The organism is Tsukamurella sp. TY48 (assembly GCF_019656655.1).
GTDB classification, from domain to species: Bacteria; Actinomycetota; Actinomycetes; order Mycobacteriales; family Mycobacteriaceae; genus Tsukamurella; species Tsukamurella strandjordii.
In genome coordinates this window covers 722,500-741,605 of sequence record NZ_BPMV01000001.1, presented here as the reverse complement: position 1 = coordinate 741,605, position 19,106 = coordinate 722,500, and the positions used below count along the sequence as shown (strand labels likewise).

15 protein-coding genes are annotated in these 19,106 nt (G+C 72.6%); 9 read left to right on the top strand and 6 right to left on the bottom strand.

What is annotated here, in order from left to right:
* Positions 1 to 111 precede the first annotated feature (111 nt).
* The 3 genes from TTY48_RS03610 to TTY48_RS03600 are packed head-to-tail and all read left to right on the top strand — an operon-like array spanning position 112 to position 3,251.
* Entirely contained in the window at positions 112 to 1,467 is a 1,356-nt protein-coding gene (locus TTY48_RS03610; protein WP_220656204.1) for a hypothetical protein, read from the top strand.
* 10 nt (positions 1,468 to 1,477) lie between these two features.
* Positions 1,478 to 2,194 carry a response regulator transcription factor gene (locus TTY48_RS03605; protein WP_255585484.1) on the top strand — a complete coding sequence of 239 codons (717 nt, stop codon included), beginning with the start codon at positions 1,478 to 1,480 and terminating at the stop codon, positions 2,192 to 2,194.
* The gene (locus tag TTY48_RS03600; RefSeq protein ID WP_220656203.1) at positions 2,187 to 3,251 is read left to right on the top strand and encodes a sensor histidine kinase KdpD; all 1,065 of its coding nucleotides are present in this window, start codon (positions 2,187 to 2,189) and stop codon (positions 3,249 to 3,251) included. The genes TTY48_RS03605 and TTY48_RS03600 overlap by 8 nt, the downstream gene beginning before the upstream one ends.
* Here the strand turns inward: TTY48_RS03600 and TTY48_RS03595 are convergent.
* From TTY48_RS03595 to TTY48_RS03585, 3 genes are all read right to left on the bottom strand, one after another.
* The gene (locus TTY48_RS03595) at positions 3,202 to 4,236 is read right to left on the bottom strand and encodes an NAD-dependent epimerase/dehydratase family protein (RefSeq protein WP_220656202.1); all 1,035 of its coding nucleotides are present in this window, start codon (positions 4,234 to 4,236) and stop codon (positions 3,202 to 3,204) included. The genes TTY48_RS03600 and TTY48_RS03595 overlap by 50 nt on opposite strands.
* A gap of 83 nt (positions 4,237 to 4,319) precedes the next feature.
* A complete protein-coding gene (locus tag TTY48_RS03590; RefSeq protein WP_220656201.1) occupies positions 4,320 to 5,846 on the bottom strand; it encodes an acyl-CoA synthetase in 1,527 nt (508 codons plus the stop codon).
* A 124-nt stretch (positions 5,847 to 5,970) separates the two neighbouring features.
* Positions 5,971 to 6,576 (bottom strand): hypothetical protein, encoded by a 606-nt coding sequence (locus TTY48_RS03585; protein WP_220656200.1) that lies wholly within the window; start codon positions 6,574 to 6,576, stop codon positions 5,971 to 5,973.
* A gap of 38 nt (positions 6,577 to 6,614) precedes the next feature.
* Between TTY48_RS03585 and TTY48_RS03580 the strand changes: the two genes are divergently transcribed.
* The 3 genes from TTY48_RS03580 to TTY48_RS03570 are packed head-to-tail and all read left to right on the top strand — an operon-like array spanning position 6,615 to position 8,619.
* Positions 6,615 to 7,055, top strand: a complete 441-nt coding sequence (locus TTY48_RS03580; RefSeq protein WP_220656199.1) for a nitroreductase family deazaflavin-dependent oxidoreductase — start codon at positions 6,615 to 6,617, stop codon at positions 7,053 to 7,055.
* A 35-nt stretch (positions 7,056 to 7,090) separates the two neighbouring features.
* The gene (locus TTY48_RS03575; RefSeq protein WP_220656198.1) at positions 7,091 to 7,945 is read left to right on the top strand and encodes a TIGR02569 family protein; all 855 of its coding nucleotides are present in this window, start codon (positions 7,091 to 7,093) and stop codon (positions 7,943 to 7,945) included.
* Positions 7,933 to 8,619, top strand: coding sequence for a sirohydrochlorin chelatase (locus tag TTY48_RS03570; RefSeq protein ID WP_220656197.1), 687 nt, complete (start codon positions 7,933 to 7,935; stop codon positions 8,617 to 8,619). Before TTY48_RS03575 ends, TTY48_RS03570 begins: the two co-directional genes overlap by 13 nt.
* A 4-nt stretch (positions 8,620 to 8,623) precedes the next feature.
* Here the strand turns inward: TTY48_RS03570 and TTY48_RS03565 are convergent, their stop codons facing one another.
* A complete protein-coding gene (locus TTY48_RS03565; protein WP_220656196.1) occupies positions 8,624 to 8,914 on the bottom strand; it encodes an MGMT family protein in 291 nt (96 codons plus the stop codon).
* A gap of 3 nt (positions 8,915 to 8,917) precedes the next feature.
* Entirely contained in the window at positions 8,918 to 9,682 is a 765-nt protein-coding gene (locus tag TTY48_RS03560) for an alpha/beta fold hydrolase (protein ID WP_220656195.1), read from the bottom strand.
* A gap of 85 nt (positions 9,683 to 9,767) precedes the next feature.
* Here TTY48_RS03560 and TTY48_RS03555 point away from each other — a divergent pair, with 85 nt between their 5' ends.
* The 3 genes from TTY48_RS03555 to TTY48_RS03545 all read left to right on the top strand — a co-directional run bounded on the left by TTY48_RS03555 (position 9,768) and on the right by TTY48_RS03545 (position 18,590).
* A complete protein-coding gene (locus tag TTY48_RS03555; protein WP_220656194.1) occupies positions 9,768 to 13,046 on the top strand; it encodes an ATP-dependent DNA helicase in 3,279 nt (1,092 codons plus the stop codon).
* Complete coding sequence (locus tag TTY48_RS03550; protein ID WP_220656193.1) at positions 13,039 to 16,362, top strand: ATP-dependent DNA helicase; 3,324 nt, start codon at positions 13,039 to 13,041, stop codon at positions 16,360 to 16,362. The genes TTY48_RS03555 and TTY48_RS03550 overlap by 8 nt, the downstream gene beginning before the upstream one ends.
* A 122-nt stretch (positions 16,363 to 16,484) precedes the next feature.
* Positions 16,485 to 18,590, top strand: coding sequence for an alpha/beta fold hydrolase (locus TTY48_RS03545; RefSeq protein ID WP_220656192.1), 2,106 nt, complete (start codon positions 16,485 to 16,487; stop codon positions 18,588 to 18,590).
* Between the two features lie 14 nt (positions 18,591 to 18,604).
* Here the strand turns inward: TTY48_RS03545 and TTY48_RS03540 are convergent, their stop codons facing one another.
* A complete protein-coding gene (locus tag TTY48_RS03540) occupies positions 18,605 to 19,006 on the bottom strand; it encodes a hypothetical protein (protein WP_220656191.1) in 402 nt (133 codons plus the stop codon).
* Between the last annotated feature and the right edge of the window lie 100 nt (positions 19,007 to 19,106).

The following is a 19,106-nucleotide window of genomic DNA, read 5'->3' as shown; positions in this document are numbered from 1 at the left end:
GGAACTCGGCGGGCTCCTGCACAGGTGATTGCGATGACGAAAGTGTGACGGGGTGCGTGGGAATCGCGTTCGCGCTGGTCGCGGCGGACCGCGATGGCTACGGTCGAAGACATGCCGTCCGATTCCCCGGCGCCGCCCGCCGATGCACGCCGCGACCGCCGGTCGGTGCTGGTGTGGGCCGCGCTGATCGCCGCGGCCGCCGTCCTGCCCATCATGATGGGCAAGGACTTCCGGGACCGTCTGGTCGCGGAGGCGGCCCCGCTCTTCGGCCGGATCGAACCCCACGTGGGAGTCGGCACCGTGCCCGCCGTGGTGATCGGTGCCGTGGTCGTCCTGTGGGGTCCGGCGGCGGCACGCAGACTGTCCCTGGGCCGGCTCGCCGCGCTGTCGACGGTGGTCCTGTTCCTGTGGTCCCTCAGCCTCGGCACGGTTTCGGGCTGGCAGCGGTTCGCCACCAAACTCACGGGCTACGACCAGTACTTGCACGAGGTCCCCGGTGCACGCGGTGATGTGGCCGGTGCCGTGCGCGAATTCGCCCGGCGCATACCCGATTACCAGCCCGACTCCTGGACGGTGCACGTCTCCGGGCATCCGCCGGGCGCCCTGCTGACCTTCGTCTGGCTCGATCGCATCGGGCTGGGCGGCGGAACCTGGGCGGCACTGTTCTGCGTGGCCGCGGGCGCCTCCTCGGCCGCCGCCATCCTGGTGACGGTCCGCGCGCTCGCCGGTGCCGACACCGCGCGGGCCGTGGCGCCGTTCGCGGCCGTCTTCCCCGGCGCGTTGTGGATGGCCCCGTCGGGCGACGCCTACTTCGCGGGGGTGGCCGCGTGGGGGATCGCGGCGCTCGCCCTGGCCGCGACCTCCGGCGGGCGCCGGGCGGTCGGTTTCGGAGTGGCGGCCGGCCTGATCCTGGGCTGGGCGATCTTCCTGAACTACGGCCTGATCCTGATGGGGGTCATGGCGGTCGCGGTCCTGCTGATCGCCCGGAATCCGCGCCCGCTGCTCACCGCGATTCCGGCGGCGCTGCTCGTGGTGGCGGCCTTCGCGGTGGCGGGCTTCTGGTGGCTCGACGGCTACAACGCGGTGGTCGTCCGGTACTACCAGGGCATCGCCTCGTTCCGGCCCTTCGCGTACTGGGGATGGGCGAACCTCGCCGCGGCGGCGTGCGCATTCGGGCCCGCCGGTGCGGCGGCGATCGGCAGGATCCGGGACGGTCGGTGGCGAACGCCCCTGCTCGGACGGCCTGCGGCCCTGCTGGGGCTGGTGGCGGCCGCCGTGCTGATGATGCTGGCCGCCGATCTCTCGGCGCTGAGCAAAGCCGAGGTCGAGCGGATTTGGCTACCGTTCACAGTATGGATCGCGGCCGGAGCGGGACTCGTGCGGTCCGGCGGCGGTGCCCGGGCCTGGTTGGCGGTACAGGTCGCGGGTGCGCTGGTGATCGCGCACGTGCTGATGATCTACCAGTGAGAGGCGTGCAGTGACGGACGAGAGGTACGTGCTGATCGCGGACGATGATCCGGTGGTCAGCGATGTCGTGCGCCGGTATCTGGAACGCGAGGGCCTGGCGACCGAGGTGGTGGCCGACGGTGCGAGCGCGGCCGAGCGGCTCGCCGCCGGGCGGGTGCGGCTCGCGGTGCTCGATGTGATGATGCCGGGGCCCGATGGGATCGAGTTGTGCCACCGCGTCCGGGGTGGGGAGTCCGGCGCACCGTCGGACCTGCCCCTGATCCTGCTCACGGCGCTCGGTGAGGAGGACGATCGGATCACCGGCCTGGCCGCGGGCGCCGACGACTACGTGACCAAACCGTTCAGCCCGCGCGAGCTCGCGCTGCGCGTGGCCTCGGTGCTGCGCCGCTCGCATCGTGAGCCGGCGACGGCGGCCGTCAGTCACGAGGGCGTCACGGTCGACGCGTCCTCGTGCGCCGTGACGGTGCGCGGACGCGCGGTGGCCACCACCCGGCGGGAGTTCGACCTCCTCGTGCACTTCCTGGAGCATCCGGGTGAGGTGTTCAGCCGCGAGGACCTGCTCGAACAGGTGTGGGGTTGGCAGTTCGGGGATCTGTCCACCGTGACCGTGCACGTCAAACGGGTGCGCGCCAAGCTCGGTGACGACCACCGGATCGAGACAGTGTGGGGGCGCGGGTACCGCTGGGGACCGGGGGCCTGCGACGAGGAGGGGGCCGACGATGCCTGATGTACTGAAGATCGCGCTGCTGGCGCTGCTGTGGTCGGGCCCGGTGGTGCTCGCGGGTGGCTTGGTGGTGTGGCGGGCGCGGCGGATATCGCTGCAGATGTCGATGGTGATCCTGGTGCTGATCCCGGTGCTCGCCGTGCTGTCGGGCGTGATCGGCGTGAGCGGTTTCATGTTCACGGCCGACTTCGCCCGGACCTGCGCGGTGCTGGGCGTGGTGCTGGTGGTCACGGTCCCGGCGGCGGTGGCACTGGGGCGCCTCCAGGCCCGGCGCACGGTGTGGGAGAGGCAGATCCGGGAACAGGAGCGGGCGGCGGAGGCGGCCCGGCGTGATCTGGTGGCGTGGGTCAGCCACGACCTGCGCACGCCCCTGGCCGGGATCCGCGCCATGTCCGAGGCGCTACGGGATTCGGTGGTCACCGAACCCGAGGAGGTGACCGAGTTCGCCGACCGGATCGATCGCGAGACCATCCGGCTGTCGTCGATGGTGGACGACCTGTTCGAGATGTCCCGCATCCATTCGGGTGCACTCACACTGGAACTCGAGACCATCGACCTGCGCGAGGTGGCCGACGAGGTACGCGCGGGTCTGGCGCAGGTGGCCGCCCGCTCGCAGGTGGAGCTGGAACTCGATGCCCCGGAACCGGTCCCGGCGCCCGTCGGGGTGTCGGCACTGGCGCGGGTGCTGCGGAACCTGGTGCTCAACGCGCTGGCGCACACCCCGGAGGGCGGGAGGGTGACCATCTCGGTGCTCCGCGACGGCACCGAGGCGGTACTGCGCGTGGACGATACGGGCACCGGGATCCCCGACGACGATCTGGACCGGATCTTCGATCTCGCCTTCCGCGGCACCGAGCACCGTTCACCCGCCGGTGCCGACGGGCTCCCCGCGGGGACGGGAATGGGGCTCGCGATCGCGCGCGGGCTGGTGGATGTGCACGGCGGCACGGTGGTCGCGGCGAATCTGCGGCCCGGCGCGCGCTTCGAGGTGCGCCTGCCGGTGGGAGAGATCAGCGCAGCGGAGCGGTCGCGAACTCGGCCAGGCCGCGCTGCGGAGTGATCTCGGCGCGGAATCCCAACTCCGCCGCGGCGCGCTGCGGTGAGGCCACGATGTGGCGCACGTCCGCGGCCCGGAACTCGCCGGTCACCTCCGGTGCGGGCGCGTCGCCGGGGGTGGCCCCGGCGACGGCGGCGGCCACCTCGCCGATGGTGACGGGCGTTCCCGAGCACACGTTGTAGGCGCGGAACGGTGCGCGCGGAGCCTGTTCGAGCGCAAGGAGATTGGCCCGCGCCACATCGCGGACGTCCACGAAATCGCGGGTCTGCGCACCGTCCTCGTAGACCCGCGGCGCCCGGCCCGCCGCCAGCGCCGACCGGAAGATCGAGGCCACGCCCGCGTACGGGGTGTCGCGGGGCATGCGCGCGCCGTACACGTTGTGGTAGCGCAGGGCGGTCACGGAGCCGCCCGTGGCGCGTGCCCACCCGGCGCCGTAGAACTCCTGTGCCGCTTTGGAGGCCGCGTAGAAACCGGTGGGCCGGACGGGGGCGTCCTCGTGCGTCGGCGCCCAGTGCGCGGGTCCGCCGTCGGCCCGCCGGGGCTCGAATCGCCCCGCCCGCAGGTCCTCGACGGTCCGCGGTACCGGATGCACGGGCCGGCCCTCGTCGTCGACGTAGGTGCCGTCGCCGTACACCACCATCGACGAGGCCAGGATCAGTCGCCGGCAGTCCGCCCGGGCCATCGCCGACAGGAGCTCGGCGGTGCCGAGATCGTTGTTCGCCGCGAACAGTGGGGCGTCCGCGGCGTCCACGCCCGCGCCCACCGCCGCCGCCTGATGGCACACCGCGTCCACCCCGGCCAGGACGCGATCGAGGCCGTCCACGTCCAGCAGGTCCAGGAGCTGCACCCCCGCCGGCGGCGTGACCTCGCCGTGCGCCTGCGGCAGCATCGCGTCGATCGCGATCACCTCGTGCTCCCCGCCCGCGCGCAGCAGATCGGCGATGTGCGAGCCGATGAACCCGGCTCCGCCCGTGAGAAGTACTCGCATACCTCGATCCTGCGCCGACCCCGGCCCGCCCGCGAGGGCTGGGGGCGGGACGTCACCGATTCGTCAGGAAGGCACCGGAGGATCTACAGACTGATCAGGCGCTTGACCAGCTTGCCGGTGGGGGTGCGCGGCAGCGACGGCACGAACCGCACCGAGCGGGGGAGCTTGTAGCGGGCCAGGTCCCGGCCCGCGTGCGCGATCAGCTGGGCCGCGAGTTCGTCGGAGGGCCGGTACCCGGGCGCCAGCTGCACGCACGCCATCGCGACCTCGCCCAGCTCGTCGTCCGGTACGCCGATCACCGCCACATCGGTCACGGCCGGATGCATCACCAGCGCGCTCTCGGACTCCTGCGGATACACGTTCACCCCGCCGGTGATGATGGTGAAGTCGCGGCGGTCGGTGAGGTAGAGGTAGCCGTCGGCGTCCACGTAACCGACGTCGCCGGTGGTGGCCCAGTTCGCGTGATCGGGATGCTGTGCGGCGCGGGTCTTCTCGGGAGCGTTGTGGTACTGGAAGGGCATCTGCTCGCGTTCGAAGAAGATCGTGCCCACCTCGCCCACGGGGAGCTCGGCACCGTCGTCGTCGCAGATCCGGATCACTCCGAGCCCGGCCTTGCCCACCGATCCCGGGCGCTCCAGCGCCTCCTGTGGCGTGATGAAGGTGGCGCCCGCCGCCTCGGTGGAGGCGTAGTACTCGTGGATCACCGGTCCCCACCACTCGATCATCGAGCGCTTCACCTCCGCAGGACACGGTGCGGCGGCGTGGATCGCCACCTTGAGGCTGCTGGTGTCGTACTTCGCCCGGACCTCCGGGTCGAGCTTGAGCATGCGCACGAACATGGTGGGAACCCACTGGCTGTGCGTCACGCGGTACTTCTCGATCAACGCGAGCGCGTCGACGGCGTCGAACCGGTGCATCATGATCACGGTGCCGCCCACCGACATCGTGACACCGCAGAAGCGCAGGGGCGCAGCGTGGTACAGCGGTGCGGGGGAGAGGTACACCGTGCCGGAGTCCATACCGTAGGTGGGGGCGAAGGTCGCCGTGTAGGCATCGGGTGCCTCGTCCACCTGCCCCTCCGGGAGCGGGATCCGGATTCCCTTGGGGCGCCCGGTGGTACCCGAGGAGTAGAGCATGTCGGTGCCGCGGGGCTGATCGGTGAGCGGCGACGGATCCGCCGTTGCCAGAACCTCGTCGAGATCGGCGAAGCCCTCGATCGGTCCGCCCCAGGCGATGGCCCGGCCGGGTGCGCGCAGATCGGGCAGGTCCAGCGCCTCGGCGACGGCCCCCGCCACATCGGCACCGGCGAACACGGCCTTCGCCTCGCAGTCCGCCAGGATGTAGTTCACCTCGGCGGGTGTGAGGTGGAAGTTCACCGCCGCCACGTACATTCCGCTGCGGATCGCCGCCCAGTAGGCCACGAAGATCCGCAGGTCGTTGCCCGCCACGATCGCCACGGTGTCGCCCCGCCCGAGTCCGGCGGCGCGCAGGTGGTTCGCCAGCCGGGTCGACTGCGCATCGAGCCGGGCGTAGCTGAGGATCTCCCCGGTATCGGCGTCGATCGCCGCAGGACAGTCCGGGGTGGTCTTTGCGAATGCACCGGGATACACGAGAACCTCCGCTTACTTGTGGTGATCCCACGGTAGCGGCGCCGCGGTGGCCTGGTGTCCGAATGAGGGCGATTCGCCCGCGAGCGCCCGCGAAAGCCCCTCGGACCGGGCGCGATGCGCCGCCTCAGTCGGCCGGGCGGCCGTTCGCGGGGTCGGAGAGCCACGTGGCGTAATCGTTGAGCAGAGCCAGTAGCGGCAGTGCGTCGACGGTGCCCACCGGCTCGCCCCGGAGCGCCGCGCGCAGGCCGGACAGCCGCGCCTGCACGGTGTGCCGGTCGGTCAGCTCGTGATGGCTGTGTCCGCGCTGCTCGCCGAGCACGATCCGCCGCGGGTGTTCGGCGCGCAGCGATTCCAGCAGCCCGGCGAACTCGCCCAGCTCCAGTGCGGGCAGGTGCACCGAGAAGGCGACCACGGGTCCGGGATCGGCGTCGTCGATATCGGCCGACTCCTCCAACCAGTCGGCGTACTCCTGGCTCAGATCGTCGAGCGCCTCCTCGTCGTCGAAGGACAGCTCGCGGGATTCGATCACCGCGCGCAGCGCGGCCACCAGGCCGCGCACCGTCTCCGGGTCCGATGCGGCGGCGTACCACCGGTGCGCCTCGTGGGGGACCACAATCCGGCCCGGTCGGCCCGCGGTCAGGCCCGCCCGGACCCGCTCGAACTCCGGCGGGGTGAGGTCGGGGAATTGGACGGAGACGGTGACCACGGGGGCGACGGAATCGGACTGCACGCCCTCCATCATCCCGGCGGGCGGCCTAGGGTGGAGTCATGGCCCTCGAAGGTGAGTACGCACAGGAGAAGGCCGGCTGGGTTGCGGACCAGCTGGCGAAGATCGACGAGACGGGCACCACCGCCTCGGTGGACGTCGCGGGAATGGCCGTCGTGCTGTTCACCTACCGCGGTCCCAAGACCGGCAAGCTGTACCGGCGCCCGCTGATGCGCGTGGAGCACGACGGCGCCTACGCCGCGGTCGCTTCCAAGGGCGGCGCCCCCGACAACCCCGTCTGGTACGCGTCGCTGCTGGCGAACGACGAGGTCGAGGTGCAGGACGGCACCACGGTGGTGTCCGGGCCGGTGCGCGAGATCCACGGCGCGGAGCGCGAGGAGTGGTGGGAGCGCGCCGTCGCCGCCTACCCGCCCTACGCCGAGTACCAGGAGAAGACCGACCGTCTGATCCCGGTCCTCCTCGTGGAGCCGGGCCGCGCCTAGCCCGGTCTCGGGCCGGTCGCGGGTAGATTCTTGGTGTGAGCCCCGTTGAACCTCCCGCCCACGTCCTCGCCACCTTCGGATTGGACGGCACCGAGCCGATCGCTCTGGGGGCGGACTGGGACGGCGGCTGGCGGTGCGGCGAGGTCGTCCTCTCGCTGATCGCCGATCACGCCCGCGCCGCCTGGTCGGCGAAGGTCCGCGAGGATCTGTACGTCGACGGTATGCGGCTGGCCCGCCCGTTCCGCGCCACCGACGGCCGCTACGTGGTCTCGGGCTGGCGCGCCGACACCTTCATCGCGGGCTCGCTGGAGCCGCGGTTCGACGAGATCATCTCGATGTCGAACCGGCTGCACGAGGTCACGAAGAAGCTGGAACGGCCGCGGTTCCTCATCGCGCCGCCGGTGGCACCCTTCACCGATGTCGACTACTTCCAGTTCGCCGATCGTGCGGCCTGGGAGGAGCACCCGCTGGCGATGGCCCGCAAGCTCGGCGTGCTCGACGACGCCACGGACGACCGCGAGCGCGCCCTCGAACTGGTCAACGAGCTGGCCGAACTGCGCCGGCCCGTCGAGTCCGAACCGCAGCTGGTGCACGGCGACCTGTCGGGCGCCGTGCTCTTCGCCGGTGCCGCGGCACCGGGCCTCACCGATTTCACGCCCTACTGGCGTCCCGCCACCTGGGCCGCCGCCGTGGTCGCGGTGGACGGCCTGGCCTGGGGCGGCGCCGACGACGGCCTGCTCCTGCGCTGGAAAGACCTGCCCGAGTGGCCGCAGATGGTGTTGCGGGCGCTCATCTTCCGGCTCGCCGTGCACGCCGTGCACCCGCGGTCGGAGGCCGATGCGCTGCCCGGTCTCGAGCACATCACCGAGATCGCCCGGTGGCTGCTCTGACCGAGCCGCCCCGGCGGATCCTGGTCGCGCACGGCACCCGTTCGGCGCCCGGCGTCGCGATGATCCGCGCCCTCGCGGAGGCGGTCGCCGCCCGCACCGGCCCGCTCGACGTGGCCTTCGTCGACGTGCTCGGGCCGTCACCGTCGGACCTGTTGGCCGAGTCCGACCGGCCGACGGTGCTGATGCCCTGCTTCCTCGCCGCCGGGTACCACGTGCACACCGATGTCCCCGCGCACATCGCCGACAGCGGTCATCCCGCGGCGGTGCTCACCGCCCCGCTGGGGCCCGATCCCGCCCTCGTCGGTGCGTTGCTGCGCCGCCTGCGCGAGGCCGGCTGGCAACCCGGTGACCGGGTCGTGCTCGGCTCCACCGGTTCCTCCGATCCCCGTGCCCGCGACGATGTGCGCGCCATGGCCGCGCTCCTGGGTGATCGGATCGGGGACGACGTCCCGGCCGGCTTCCTCGCCGCCGGCAGCCCGACGGTGGCGGCCGAAGTGGCCCGCGTGCGCGAGCCCGGCCGCCGCCTGTTCCTCGCCGCGTATCAGCTGGCCGACGGCCTGTTCCACGCCCGGCTCGCCGAGGCCGGCGCCGACGGCGTCGCGGCGCCGCTCGGCCTGGCACCCGAGGTGATCGACCTGATCGTGCGCCGGTTCGCCGACGCCCGGAGCGGGTAGCCGCTCAGACCCGGTAGTCGCGCAGCGGTATCCGGTCACCGTCGGCGAGCACGCCCTCGGCGCGCAGGAGCTCCAACTGCCGGGTGGCGATGTGCGCCGCGGGCCGCCCGGACGCCGGGACCACGCGGTGCCAGGGCAGATCGGAGGCGTCGGTGCGCATCACCCAGCCCACGATCCGGGGCGAGGAGAGTCCGACCTCGTCGGCGATGTCGCCGTAGGTGCGTACCCGGCCGGGCGGGATCGACGCGATCCGCTCGCGCACCGCCTCCACCTGCTCCTCGGTGACCTTGGCCATCGCCTACCGCTCCAGGAGGGCGCGGGCGTAGCTTCCGGCCACGTCCGGGATCTCCTGCGCCACCATGTGATCCGAATCCACCGTGTGCACCTCGGCGTGCGGCATGGTGGCGAGCTGCGCCTGCGTCACGTAGTCCGCCCGGCCCGCGCGCAGCACCACCGCAGGGATGCCCGACGGTACGCCGACCGGCGTCCGCGCGAGTTCGCCCCAGAGCGCGGTGACGGCCGCGCAGCTGATGTCCCACTCCCAGCGCCCGGAATCGCGGCGCACCAGGTGCTCGGCGATCTCGGCGTCCAGGACCGCATCGGGCACCCGGGCCCACGCGCCCGCCTTCTTCTCCTGCCGCGCCTCCTCGGGGGAGGTGAAGTCGAAGTAGCGGATGGTCTGATCGGCGATGGTGGCGCACAGCTCCGGTGCGAGGCCCTGCGCCGGGTCGAGCAGGAGCACCGCGCGCACGAGGTCGGGGCGGGCGGTGGCGAGGCGGCAGGCGAGGGCGCCGCCGAGCGAGTGCCCGATCACCAGCGCGGGTGCCTCCGCGTGCACGGCGTGCCGTTCCAGCACGCTCACCAGATCCGCCACGTGCTGTTCCAGGTGCCACGGCGGCGTCCAGGGGGAGCGGCCGTGCCCGCGCAGGTCGGGGGCCAGGACCCGGGCATCCGGCAACTCGGTGTCGGCGAACCGGCGCCATCGGGCTCCGTGCCCGGTGACCCCGTGGATCGCCAGGACCGCGGGCGCGTCGGGGGAGCCGTACTGGTGCACGTTCAGCATGAGCCCATTGTGCCGCGCCGCGCCGCGCGCGGAGGTGTCGGTGGTCTGTGATGGGATCGGATGTGACGGGCGCGAAGGAGGACACATGGCGGAGGCGAGTGGTGGTGCGGCGCGCAGCCGTCGCCCGCGCCTGTCGCTGCAGTACACCGCGCCGCAGCCACCGGCCGCCCGCGAGTGGGGCGGGCCGATCGCGGAATTGGTGGCCCCCGCGGCGGGTGCCCTGCCGCTCGATGTGGGCGGCTGGGCGCCGTACCGCATCCGGGGCGGGCCGGGCACCGGGAAGACCTCCGCGCTCATCGACATCGCGGTCGCCAAGCTCACCGATCCGTTCGTCGAGCCCGAGTCGGTGCTCATCCTCACCGGCAGCAAGCGGTCGGCGGTGGCGTTGCGCCGCGAACTGTCGGCGCGGGTCCTGGCCGAGCACGGCCGCGCGGGTGTGCACGCCTCGGGGGAGCCCTTGGTGCGCACCGTGCACTCGCTGGCCTTCGCGGTGCTGCGGCTGCAGGCCGCACACACGGGTTCGCCGCCGCCGCGGCTGATCACGGGCTCGGAACAGGACGCGGTGGTGCGCGAGCTGCTGCGCGGCCACGTCGACGACGGCGGAGCCTTCTGGCCCGAGCGCCTGCGGCCGGCCCTCGTGACCGGTGGATTCGCCGGCGCCCTGCGCGATCTCTTCGCGCAGGCGGCGCAGCGCGGCGCGGGGCCCGAGGAGATCGATGCGCTCGCGGCCCGGCACCAGCGCCCGGAGTGGGCCGCCGCCGCGGCGGCGCTGCGCGAGTATCAGGAGACCACCTTGCTGCGCGGTTCGGTCGGGCTCGCCGGCCCGCAGGCGGTGGCCCCGGCGGTCGATGCCGCAGAGCTGATCGACGCCGCCGTCACCGCGCTGGCCACCGATGAGGCGCTGCTCGCGCAGCAGCGCGAACGCATCCGGTTCCTGCTGGTCGACGATGCGCAGAACCTCGATCCGCTGGCCTCCGCGCTGATCCGGCTGCTGGGCACCGGCACCGAACTCACCGTGGTGGCGGGCGATCCCGATCAGGCGATCAACTCCTTCCGCGGCGCCAGCACCCGGTTCCTGCAGTCGCTCGATGTACCGGCCGCCCGGGACATCCTGCTGGAACGCAGTTTCCGGTTCGGGGAAGAGGTGGCGGGTGCCGTGAACCGGATCTCGTCGCGGCTGCCGAACCGGTTCACCGCCGTCGCACCCGAGCGGCCGCGCCCGGGATCGGCGGCGGTCCGGTTGTTCTCCACGCCCGCGAAGGAGGCCGACGCGATCGCGGCGATGCTGCGCCGCGAGCACGTGCACGGCGGGGTGCCCTGGGAGGACATGGCGATCGTGGTGCGGTCGGTATCGGCGGCGGTCGCCCCGCTGCGCCGCGCCCTCGCCTATGCCGGGGTGCCGGTCACCGTCGCTGCCGACGACGTACCGCTCGCCCGGCAGCGGGCCGTGCACGCCCTGCTCTCAGTACTCCGCGCCGCCTGCGATCCCGATGCGCTGGACCCGGCCGAGGCGGTGGCCCTGCTCTCCGGTCCCGTGGGCGGCGGAGACCCGCTCACCCTGCGCCGCGTCCGCCGGGGTGTGCGCCGCGCGGAGCCCTCCGACGAGCGCGGGTCGGCGGAGATCCTCGGCGCGGTGATCGCTGGGACCCTGGATTTCGCGCCCTACCGCGCCGCGCTCACCGAGTTGGAGGCCGAACCGGTCGAGCGGGTGCTCGCCGCGGTGCGGGCGGCGCGCGCCGCCGCCGCGGACGGCACCGTCGAGGAGGTGCTCTGGGCGGCGTGGGCGGTCACCGGCCTGGCCGCCAAGTGGGGCGCGCTCGCGCTCCGCGGGGGCGGACTCGGCGAACAGGCCGACCGCGATCTCGATGCGGTGATGGGATTGTTCGACGCCGCAGCCGATTTCACCGATACGCTGCCCACGGCCTCGCCTGCGCGGTTCATCGAGTACATGGAACAGCTGCAGATCCCACGATCGGGGATCCGGCGTGATGCGCCCACCACCCCCGGCGTCACGCTGCTCTCGGCGCACGGCGCCGCCGGCCGCGAATGGGACGTGGTGGCCGTCGCCGGGGTGCAGGAGGGCCGGTGGCCGAACCTGCGCCGCCGCGGCGGACTGCTGGGCACGGAGGAACTGCTCGACGCGCTCGACGGGATCGATCCGGTGGCGCTGCCCACCGTCTCGCGTTCGTTGCCGCTGCTCGCGGAGGAACGCCGGCTGCTGCTGGTGGCGTGCTCGCGGGCCCGCCGCACGCTGCTCATCACCGCGGTCGACACCGCCGACGGCGACGGTGACCTGGTGCCCTCCCGCTTCCTGCAGGGCATCGCACCGTCGGGCGACGAGGACCCCGAGACCTACACCCCCGCGGTGGAATCGGAGCCCGCCGCCGCTCTCGACCTGCGCACCCTGGTGGCCACTCTCCGCGCCGCGGTGTGCGATCCGGAGCGCGACGAAGCCGAGCGCGAGCACGCGGCGCGGCAGCTCGCCCGCCTTGCGGCGGACCGGGTGCCCGGCGCCCATCCGGACACCTGGTACGGCCTCGCCGGGGCGAGTACCGACGATCCGCTGTGGCAGCCCGACGACGGCCCGGTGGCGCTTTCGCCCTCGAACGTGGAGGCGCTGTCGGCCTGTGCGCTGCGGTGGATGCTGGAGCGGTTCGGCGGCAGCGACGGCGATTCCGCGAAGCAGGCCACGGGCAACCTGGTGCACACCCTGGTGCAGGCGGTGGCCGGCCGCATCCCGAAGGATGAGGTCACCCACTCCCTCGAGAAGGTCTGGGACCGGGTCGATCTGGAGGCGGACTGGTTCGCCCGGCGGGAGCTGGTGCGCACCGAGGAGATGCTCGAATCCTTCCGCGCGTGGCTCGCGGGCAGCCGGTCCGAGCTCACCGAGGCCGGGGTCGAGGTGCCCATCGATGCGGTGATCGAGGGGGACGGCGGTGCGCCGGACGTGCAGATCCGCGGCCGCGTCGACCGGCTGGAGCGGGACGCCCTGGGCCGCACCGTGGTCGTCGACGTCAAGACCGGGCGCACGCTGCCGAGCCAGGCGGACGGCCAGGCGCACGCGCAGCTGCGCACCTACCAGGTGGCCATCGCGCACGGCGGTCTCGGCGGCGTTCCGGAGACGCCGGGCGGCGGCAAACTGCTGTACGTCGCGAAGCCGCACAACAAGACCGGCTCCACCGTGCGCGAACAGGATGCCCTGTCACCGGCGGACGTCGACGAATGGCTCGGCGTGATCCGCGAGGCGGCGCGGCGCACCCGCGGGCCCGAGTTCGCCGCCACGCTCAACGCCTCCTGCCAGCACTGCGCTGTCGCTGCGTGCTGCCCCGTGGTCGACAAGGGTCGGAGCGTGACCGATGACTGAGACTGTGCCCCGGGGCTTCCCCCACGCGCCACTGATCTCCGCGGAGGATCTCGCCCACGAACTGGGGCAGGCCTTCGCGCCCACCGAGGAGCAGCGCGCGGTGATCGAGGCGCCGCTGGGCCCGTGTCTCGTGGTGGCCGGTGCCGGCGCCGGGAAGACCGAGACGATGGCGGGCCGCGTGGTGTGGCTCATCGCCAACCGGTACGTCACCCCCGACCAGGTGCTCGGCCTCACCTTCACCCGGAAGGCCGCGCAACAGCTGATGATCCGGGTGCGCAAGCGGCTCTCCCGGCTCGGCGCGGCCCCCGCGCTGGAGCGGATCGACCCCACCGGCGAGCTTCGGGTGCTGCTGCGCACCGTCGAGCCCGAGATCAGCACCTATCACGCCTACGCCGGGCGCCTGCTGGGCGATTACGGCATGCTGCTGCCGGTCGAGCCCACGGTGCGCCTGGTCTCGGAGACGGAGCGGTGGCAGATCGCCTTCGACGTGGTCACCGGCTGGGACGAGGCGCTGGAGACCGAGAAGAATCCGGCGACCCTCACCGAGCAGGTGCTGGGGCTGTCCGGGGCGCTCGCCGACCACCTGGTGACCCCCGATGTGCTGGAGGCGAGCGACGACGAGCTCGAGCGCCTCATCGGGCTGTTGCCGCCCGGGCCGCGACAACGGGCCACCCCGAACGCGACACTGCTCAAGGCGGCCGAGGTGCAGGAGCAGCGTCGCGCGCTGATCCCGCTGGTACGGGCGGTCGCGGCGGAGATGCGGGCGCGCGAGGTGCTCGACTTCGGCGGCCAGATGGGGCTCGCGGCGCAGCTCGCGCTCGCCAATCCCGATGTGGCGGCGCTGGAGCGGGCGCGGTTCGGCGCCGTCCTGCTCGACGAGTACCAGGACACGGGCCACGCGCAACGGATGCTGTTGGCCTCACTGTTCGGCGGGGAGCAGGGCGCCGCCGCCGTCACGGCGGTGGGCGATCCGATCCAGTCGATCTACGGCTGGCGCGGCGCTTCCGCGGCGAACCTGCCGCGCTTCGCCACGGATTTCCCGCAGTCCGATGGCGCCCCCGCCCCGCGCCGCGAACTGCTCACCAGTTGGCGCAATCCCACCGGGGCGCTGAGCCTGGCGAACGCCGTGTCCGAGGACCTGCGCAGCCGCGGTGTCCCGGTGTCCGAGCTCAAGGCCCGGCCGGATGCGCCCGTGGGCGATCTGCGGATCGCCCTCCACCCCACGGTGATCGATGAGCGCGCCTGGGTGGCCGATGCGATCGCAGCGCTGTGGCGGGAACGGATCGACGCGCAGGAGCCGCCCCCCACCGTGGCGGTGCTGGTGCGGCGCAATGCCGATTCCGCGGGCTTGGCCGCGGCGCTGGGGGAGCGCGGCGTGCCCGTCGAGGTGGTGGGCCTGGGCGGCCTGCTGCACACGCCCGAGGTGCGCGATGTGGTCTCGCTGCTGCGGCTGGCGGTCGAGCCGCTCGCGGGCACGGCGGCCATGCGCCTGCTCACCGGGCCGCGCTGGCAGCTCGGCGCGGCCGACCTCCGGGCGTTGTGGAACCGGGCCCGGCGCATCGCGCACGGCACCGGCCGGGCGGCCACGGGCCTGGTCACCACGGCGGAACAGCTGGACGCGGCACTCGATGCCACGCTGCCCGCGGAGTTGTTGGACGCGGCGGGCCTCGGCGACGCCATCGCCGATCCCGGGCCGGATGCCGACTACTCGGCCGCCGGCCTTGCGAAGATCCGCTCGCTGGACCGCGAGATCCGCAATGTTCGCGAGCGATTGGGGCATCCGCTGCCGGAGATCGTGGCCGAGGCGGAGCGGGTCCTGGGCGTGAGCATCGAGACCCGGATCCGGGCCGCGCGCCAATTGGGCGGCCGGGCCACCGGCCGTGAGCATCTCGACGCCTTCGCCGATGTGGTGGTCTCCTACGCGGAACGGCCCACGGCCACCCTGCCGGGCCTGCTGTCCTTCCTCGCGGCCGCCGAGGCGGTGGAGGGCGGCCTCACCCCGGGTGATGTGGAGGTGGCCACGGATCGGGTGCAGGTGCTCACGGTGCACTCCGCGAAGGGCCTCGAGTGGGACGTGGTGGCCGTCCCGCACCTGTCGGAGGGCATCTTCCCCTCGAATCGGGCCATGCCCACGTGGCTGTCGACGCCCGCGGAGCTGCCGCCGGACCTGCGCGGCGATGTCGCGGAACCCGGTGAGTCCGATGGTGTGCCGCGGCTCGACCTCGCGGACTGCAACAACCGCAAGGACCTCGAGGACGCGCTCGATCGCCATCGTGCGTCGCTCAAGGCGATGAACATGCACGAGGATGAGCGCCTGTTCTACGTGGCGGTCACCCGTACCCAGGGCACGCTGCTGCTGTCCGGCCATTACTGGAGCGAGGACGTCAAGACGCCGAAGGCGCCCTCGCGCTTCCTCGAACGCGCCCGGGAGCACGCCCCGGAGGCGGTGGGGCAGTGGGCGCAGACACCGGTCGAGGACGCGACGAACCCGTTGGAGGCTGAGCCGGTCCAGGCACCGTGGCCGCGGGACTTCCTGGCCGCGCACCGTCCGGCCGCGGACGCCGGAGCTGCGCTGGTGCTCGCCGCGCTCGCGGAACCGGACGAGGTCGAGGCCGTAGATGCGGCGGCGGAGCACGATCCGCACGGCTGGGCGGCGGATGTCACGGCGCTGCTCGCCGAGCGCGAGCGGCAGGCGGCGCTCGATCTGGAAGTGGCTGTGCCGCGCGAGGTCTCGGTGAGTCAGCTCGTGGAGCTACGGCGCAGCCCGGAGGCTTTCGCCCGGCGGTTGCGCCGGCCGGTGCCCTTCCGGCCGAACCCGTATGCGCGGCGCGGCACCGCTTTCCACGCCTGGCTGGAGCGGCGGTACGGGGCCTCGCGATTGCTCGATCTCGATGAACTGCCCGGCGCCGCTGATGGAGACGCCGGTGCCGACGAGAACCTCGCGCTGCTGCAGCGGATGTTCGAGGCCGGCGAGTGGGCGGCGCGCACACCCGTCGATATCGAGGTGCCCTTCGAGATCGCCGCGGCAGGCACCGTGGTTCGTGGCCGGATGGATGCCGTCTTCCGCGATCCCGGTGGTGGCTTCACCGTGGTGGACTGGAAGACCGGGGTGCGGCCGTCCGAACCGGCCGACGAGCGCGCTGCGGCGGTGCAGTTGGCGGCGTACCGTCTGGCCTGGGCCCGGTTGCGGGACGTGCCGGTCGACGACGTGCGGGCCGCGTTCTTCTACGTCCGATCCGGCGAGACGGTCGCTCCTGCCGATCTGCTGGATCACGCCGGCCTGGAACTGCTCATCACGAGCGCGGGGCAGGAGTAGCAGCCGGCGGGAAAATGTTTCGCTACGGTAATCGATTGTAACCTCGGCGTGATCGCCACTTTGGTTGAATACTGACGTTGTCAGTTTGCTATTCCATCGTGATGCCCGAGAGGTAGCGGAACATGAGTGGTCTCGAAATGCGCCGTCGTCGCCCGGAGACGGCGACTCTGATCCGGCGAGTGACCGCGGCGAGCGCGGCGGCGGCCGCACTGGTCGCCACCGGTGCGTACGGCGCCGTGCACGCGGCCGTGGAGGATCTGAGCTGGGGTGACTGCCCGGCGGCGGTGACGGCGGCGAATCCCGACGGTGAGCGCGCGCGATGCACCACCATCTCGGTTCCGCTCGACTACACGAATCCCGCGGCGGGGAAGATCGATCTGCTGGTGTCCGGCTTCCTCCCCAAGAGCGGGCCCGCGACCCGGGTGATCCTCGGCAACCCCGGCGGCCCGGGCGGCGACGCGTACAACTTCTGGGGCGCCGCGGGCCGGTCCGGGAAGTGGTTGTTCGACGACAACGCGCTCATCGCGATCCAGCCGCGCGGCCTGGAATTCTCCACGCCGCTGAGTTGCTCGACCACCGCCCAGTGCGATGCGGTGATCGCCGCCAACCCGAACTACCTGCCCAACCTCACCACGGAGAACATCGCCCGGGACATGGAGGAGTTCCGCAAGGCGGCCGGGCTGGACACGGTGTCCTACTACGGCGCCTCCTGGGGGACCTCCCTGGGCGCGGCCTTCGCGAGCATGTTCCCCGGGTCCGTCGATCGCCTCATCCTCGACTCCAACATGAATCCGAAGACCATCGGCGTGGGCGGCGGCGCGCTCGGCGGTGCCGCGCAGAACGAGGCCTTCCGGGTGCGGCTGAGCCAGTACTTCGAGTGGGCCGCCGCGAACAACGACACGGTGCGGCTCGGCGCCACCCCGCTGCAGGTCTTCGAGAAGTGGAACACGGCCCGGCTCTCGGCCTCGCCCAAGGCCTATGCGGCCAACTACCTTCCGCCCGCGGCGGTCGCGGAGGACCTCCCGGAGAACCTGCGCCCCTTCGCCGCCGTCATCCTGCCCGCGTACAACACCGCGCGGTCGGTGTACGAGCGGATCGCCTACAACGTGCGGCTCACGGCCGGGCTCATCACGGGGGCGCTCACGCCGCTCGACGTGATCCAGGAGACCCGCGGACCGTCGAGCATCATGCAGAACTCCACCAGCAAGCTGTACAACCGCGCGCAGTGGACCACGCTGTCCGCGCAGGTCTACGGCATGGCGGTGCAGGGCAAGCCCGATTCCGACTATCCGGGTACCAGTGCCGCGATCGGCGCGAGCAACGGCAAGGTCACCATCTACGACCGGATGGGTCCGGCGGTGGTGGACGCGGACGCGAAGGCCGCGCAGACCGGCAAGGTGGACCTCAGCTACCTCCCCGCGGCCCTCGCGTCGGCGGGCACGTTCCTGTTCAACGCGGCGACCGGCGCCGACACCGCGTACACGCTCAGCGCGTTCATGCGGACGCTCGGCAACACCCTGGCCTTCGCCGGATCCAACCGGGCGCCCGACTACTCGGTGAAGCTCGCGACCGCCCCGCTGTTGCTGCAGAGCTACTTCGACCCGGCGACCCCGTACCCGGGTGCCGCGGCGATGCGGGATGCGGTGCGCGGCTATCTGATCTCCGTGGGCGGCGGCGATCACGGCCTGTTCCGCCGGGGCGAGGCGACGGTCGACAACGCGGTCAAGCAGTACTTGAAGGACGGCACCGTCTCAGTGACCACCGCCCCGGAGGCGAGCCTCGGCAAGGACGGGAAGTACGTGATCCCCGACGACCGGACGCCCGCGCCCACCGGTAGCCCCGCCGCCACGAAGGTTCCCGTCGCCGCGTCCGCCGGGACGCAGGCGGCGGCTGGATCGCCGGCTTCCTCGACCGCCACCACGTCTGCCGCGGCGGCCACGACGGCGGCTCCGACGACGTCCGGTGCGACGGCGTCGTCGAGTGCCACCTCGACCGCCACGTCGGGCGGGACCGCCGCGTCGAGCGGGACCGCCACCGAGACGCCGGCCGCCGGAGCCGGCGCGACGGACTCGGCCGCGTCCACGCCGACGGTCACCGAACCGGCCACTGAGAAGGCGTCCACGACCGAGAAGGCGTCCGCCGGATCGAGCGCCGCATCGGAACCCGCTGCGAGCGAGCAGAAGGCGACGTCCGCGGAGCAGGAATCGGCGTCGGCCACGAAGGACTGACCGGCGCCTGAGCGTCAGTCCTTGGCGCGGGCGATCTTCACCGCGGTCGCGATCATCGGCAACTGCAGCGGCAGCCGTCCGTAGGCGCCCAGGCGCAGCGGCAGGGGCTTATCGGACCACTGCCGCGCCATGTACACGTTGGCGGGGAAGACGGCGGTGAACAGGGCGGCCGCGGCCAGGCCGCCGAGCCGGCGCGTACGGGGCACCGCGAGGAGGCCGGCGGTGGCCAGCTCGGCGACGCCCGACAGGTGGGTCGCACGACGGGGCGTGAGCCCGAACGGGAGGTTGGGCGGCACGATCGTGTCGAAGGGCTTCGGTGCGGCGAAGTGGGCCACTCCCATCCCGGCGAGCGAGAGCGCCATCGCGCGGGCCGCCTTGTCGGTTGTGCGGGCGGGTCGGTCAGCAGTGGACACCATTGTGAGATTGTGGCAGATTCCACGTCGGTTCCGGCAGCGTGCTAAACCGGACGTGTAGTCGCAAACCGCGGTACTCAAGGATCGACGAAGGATCGCCCAG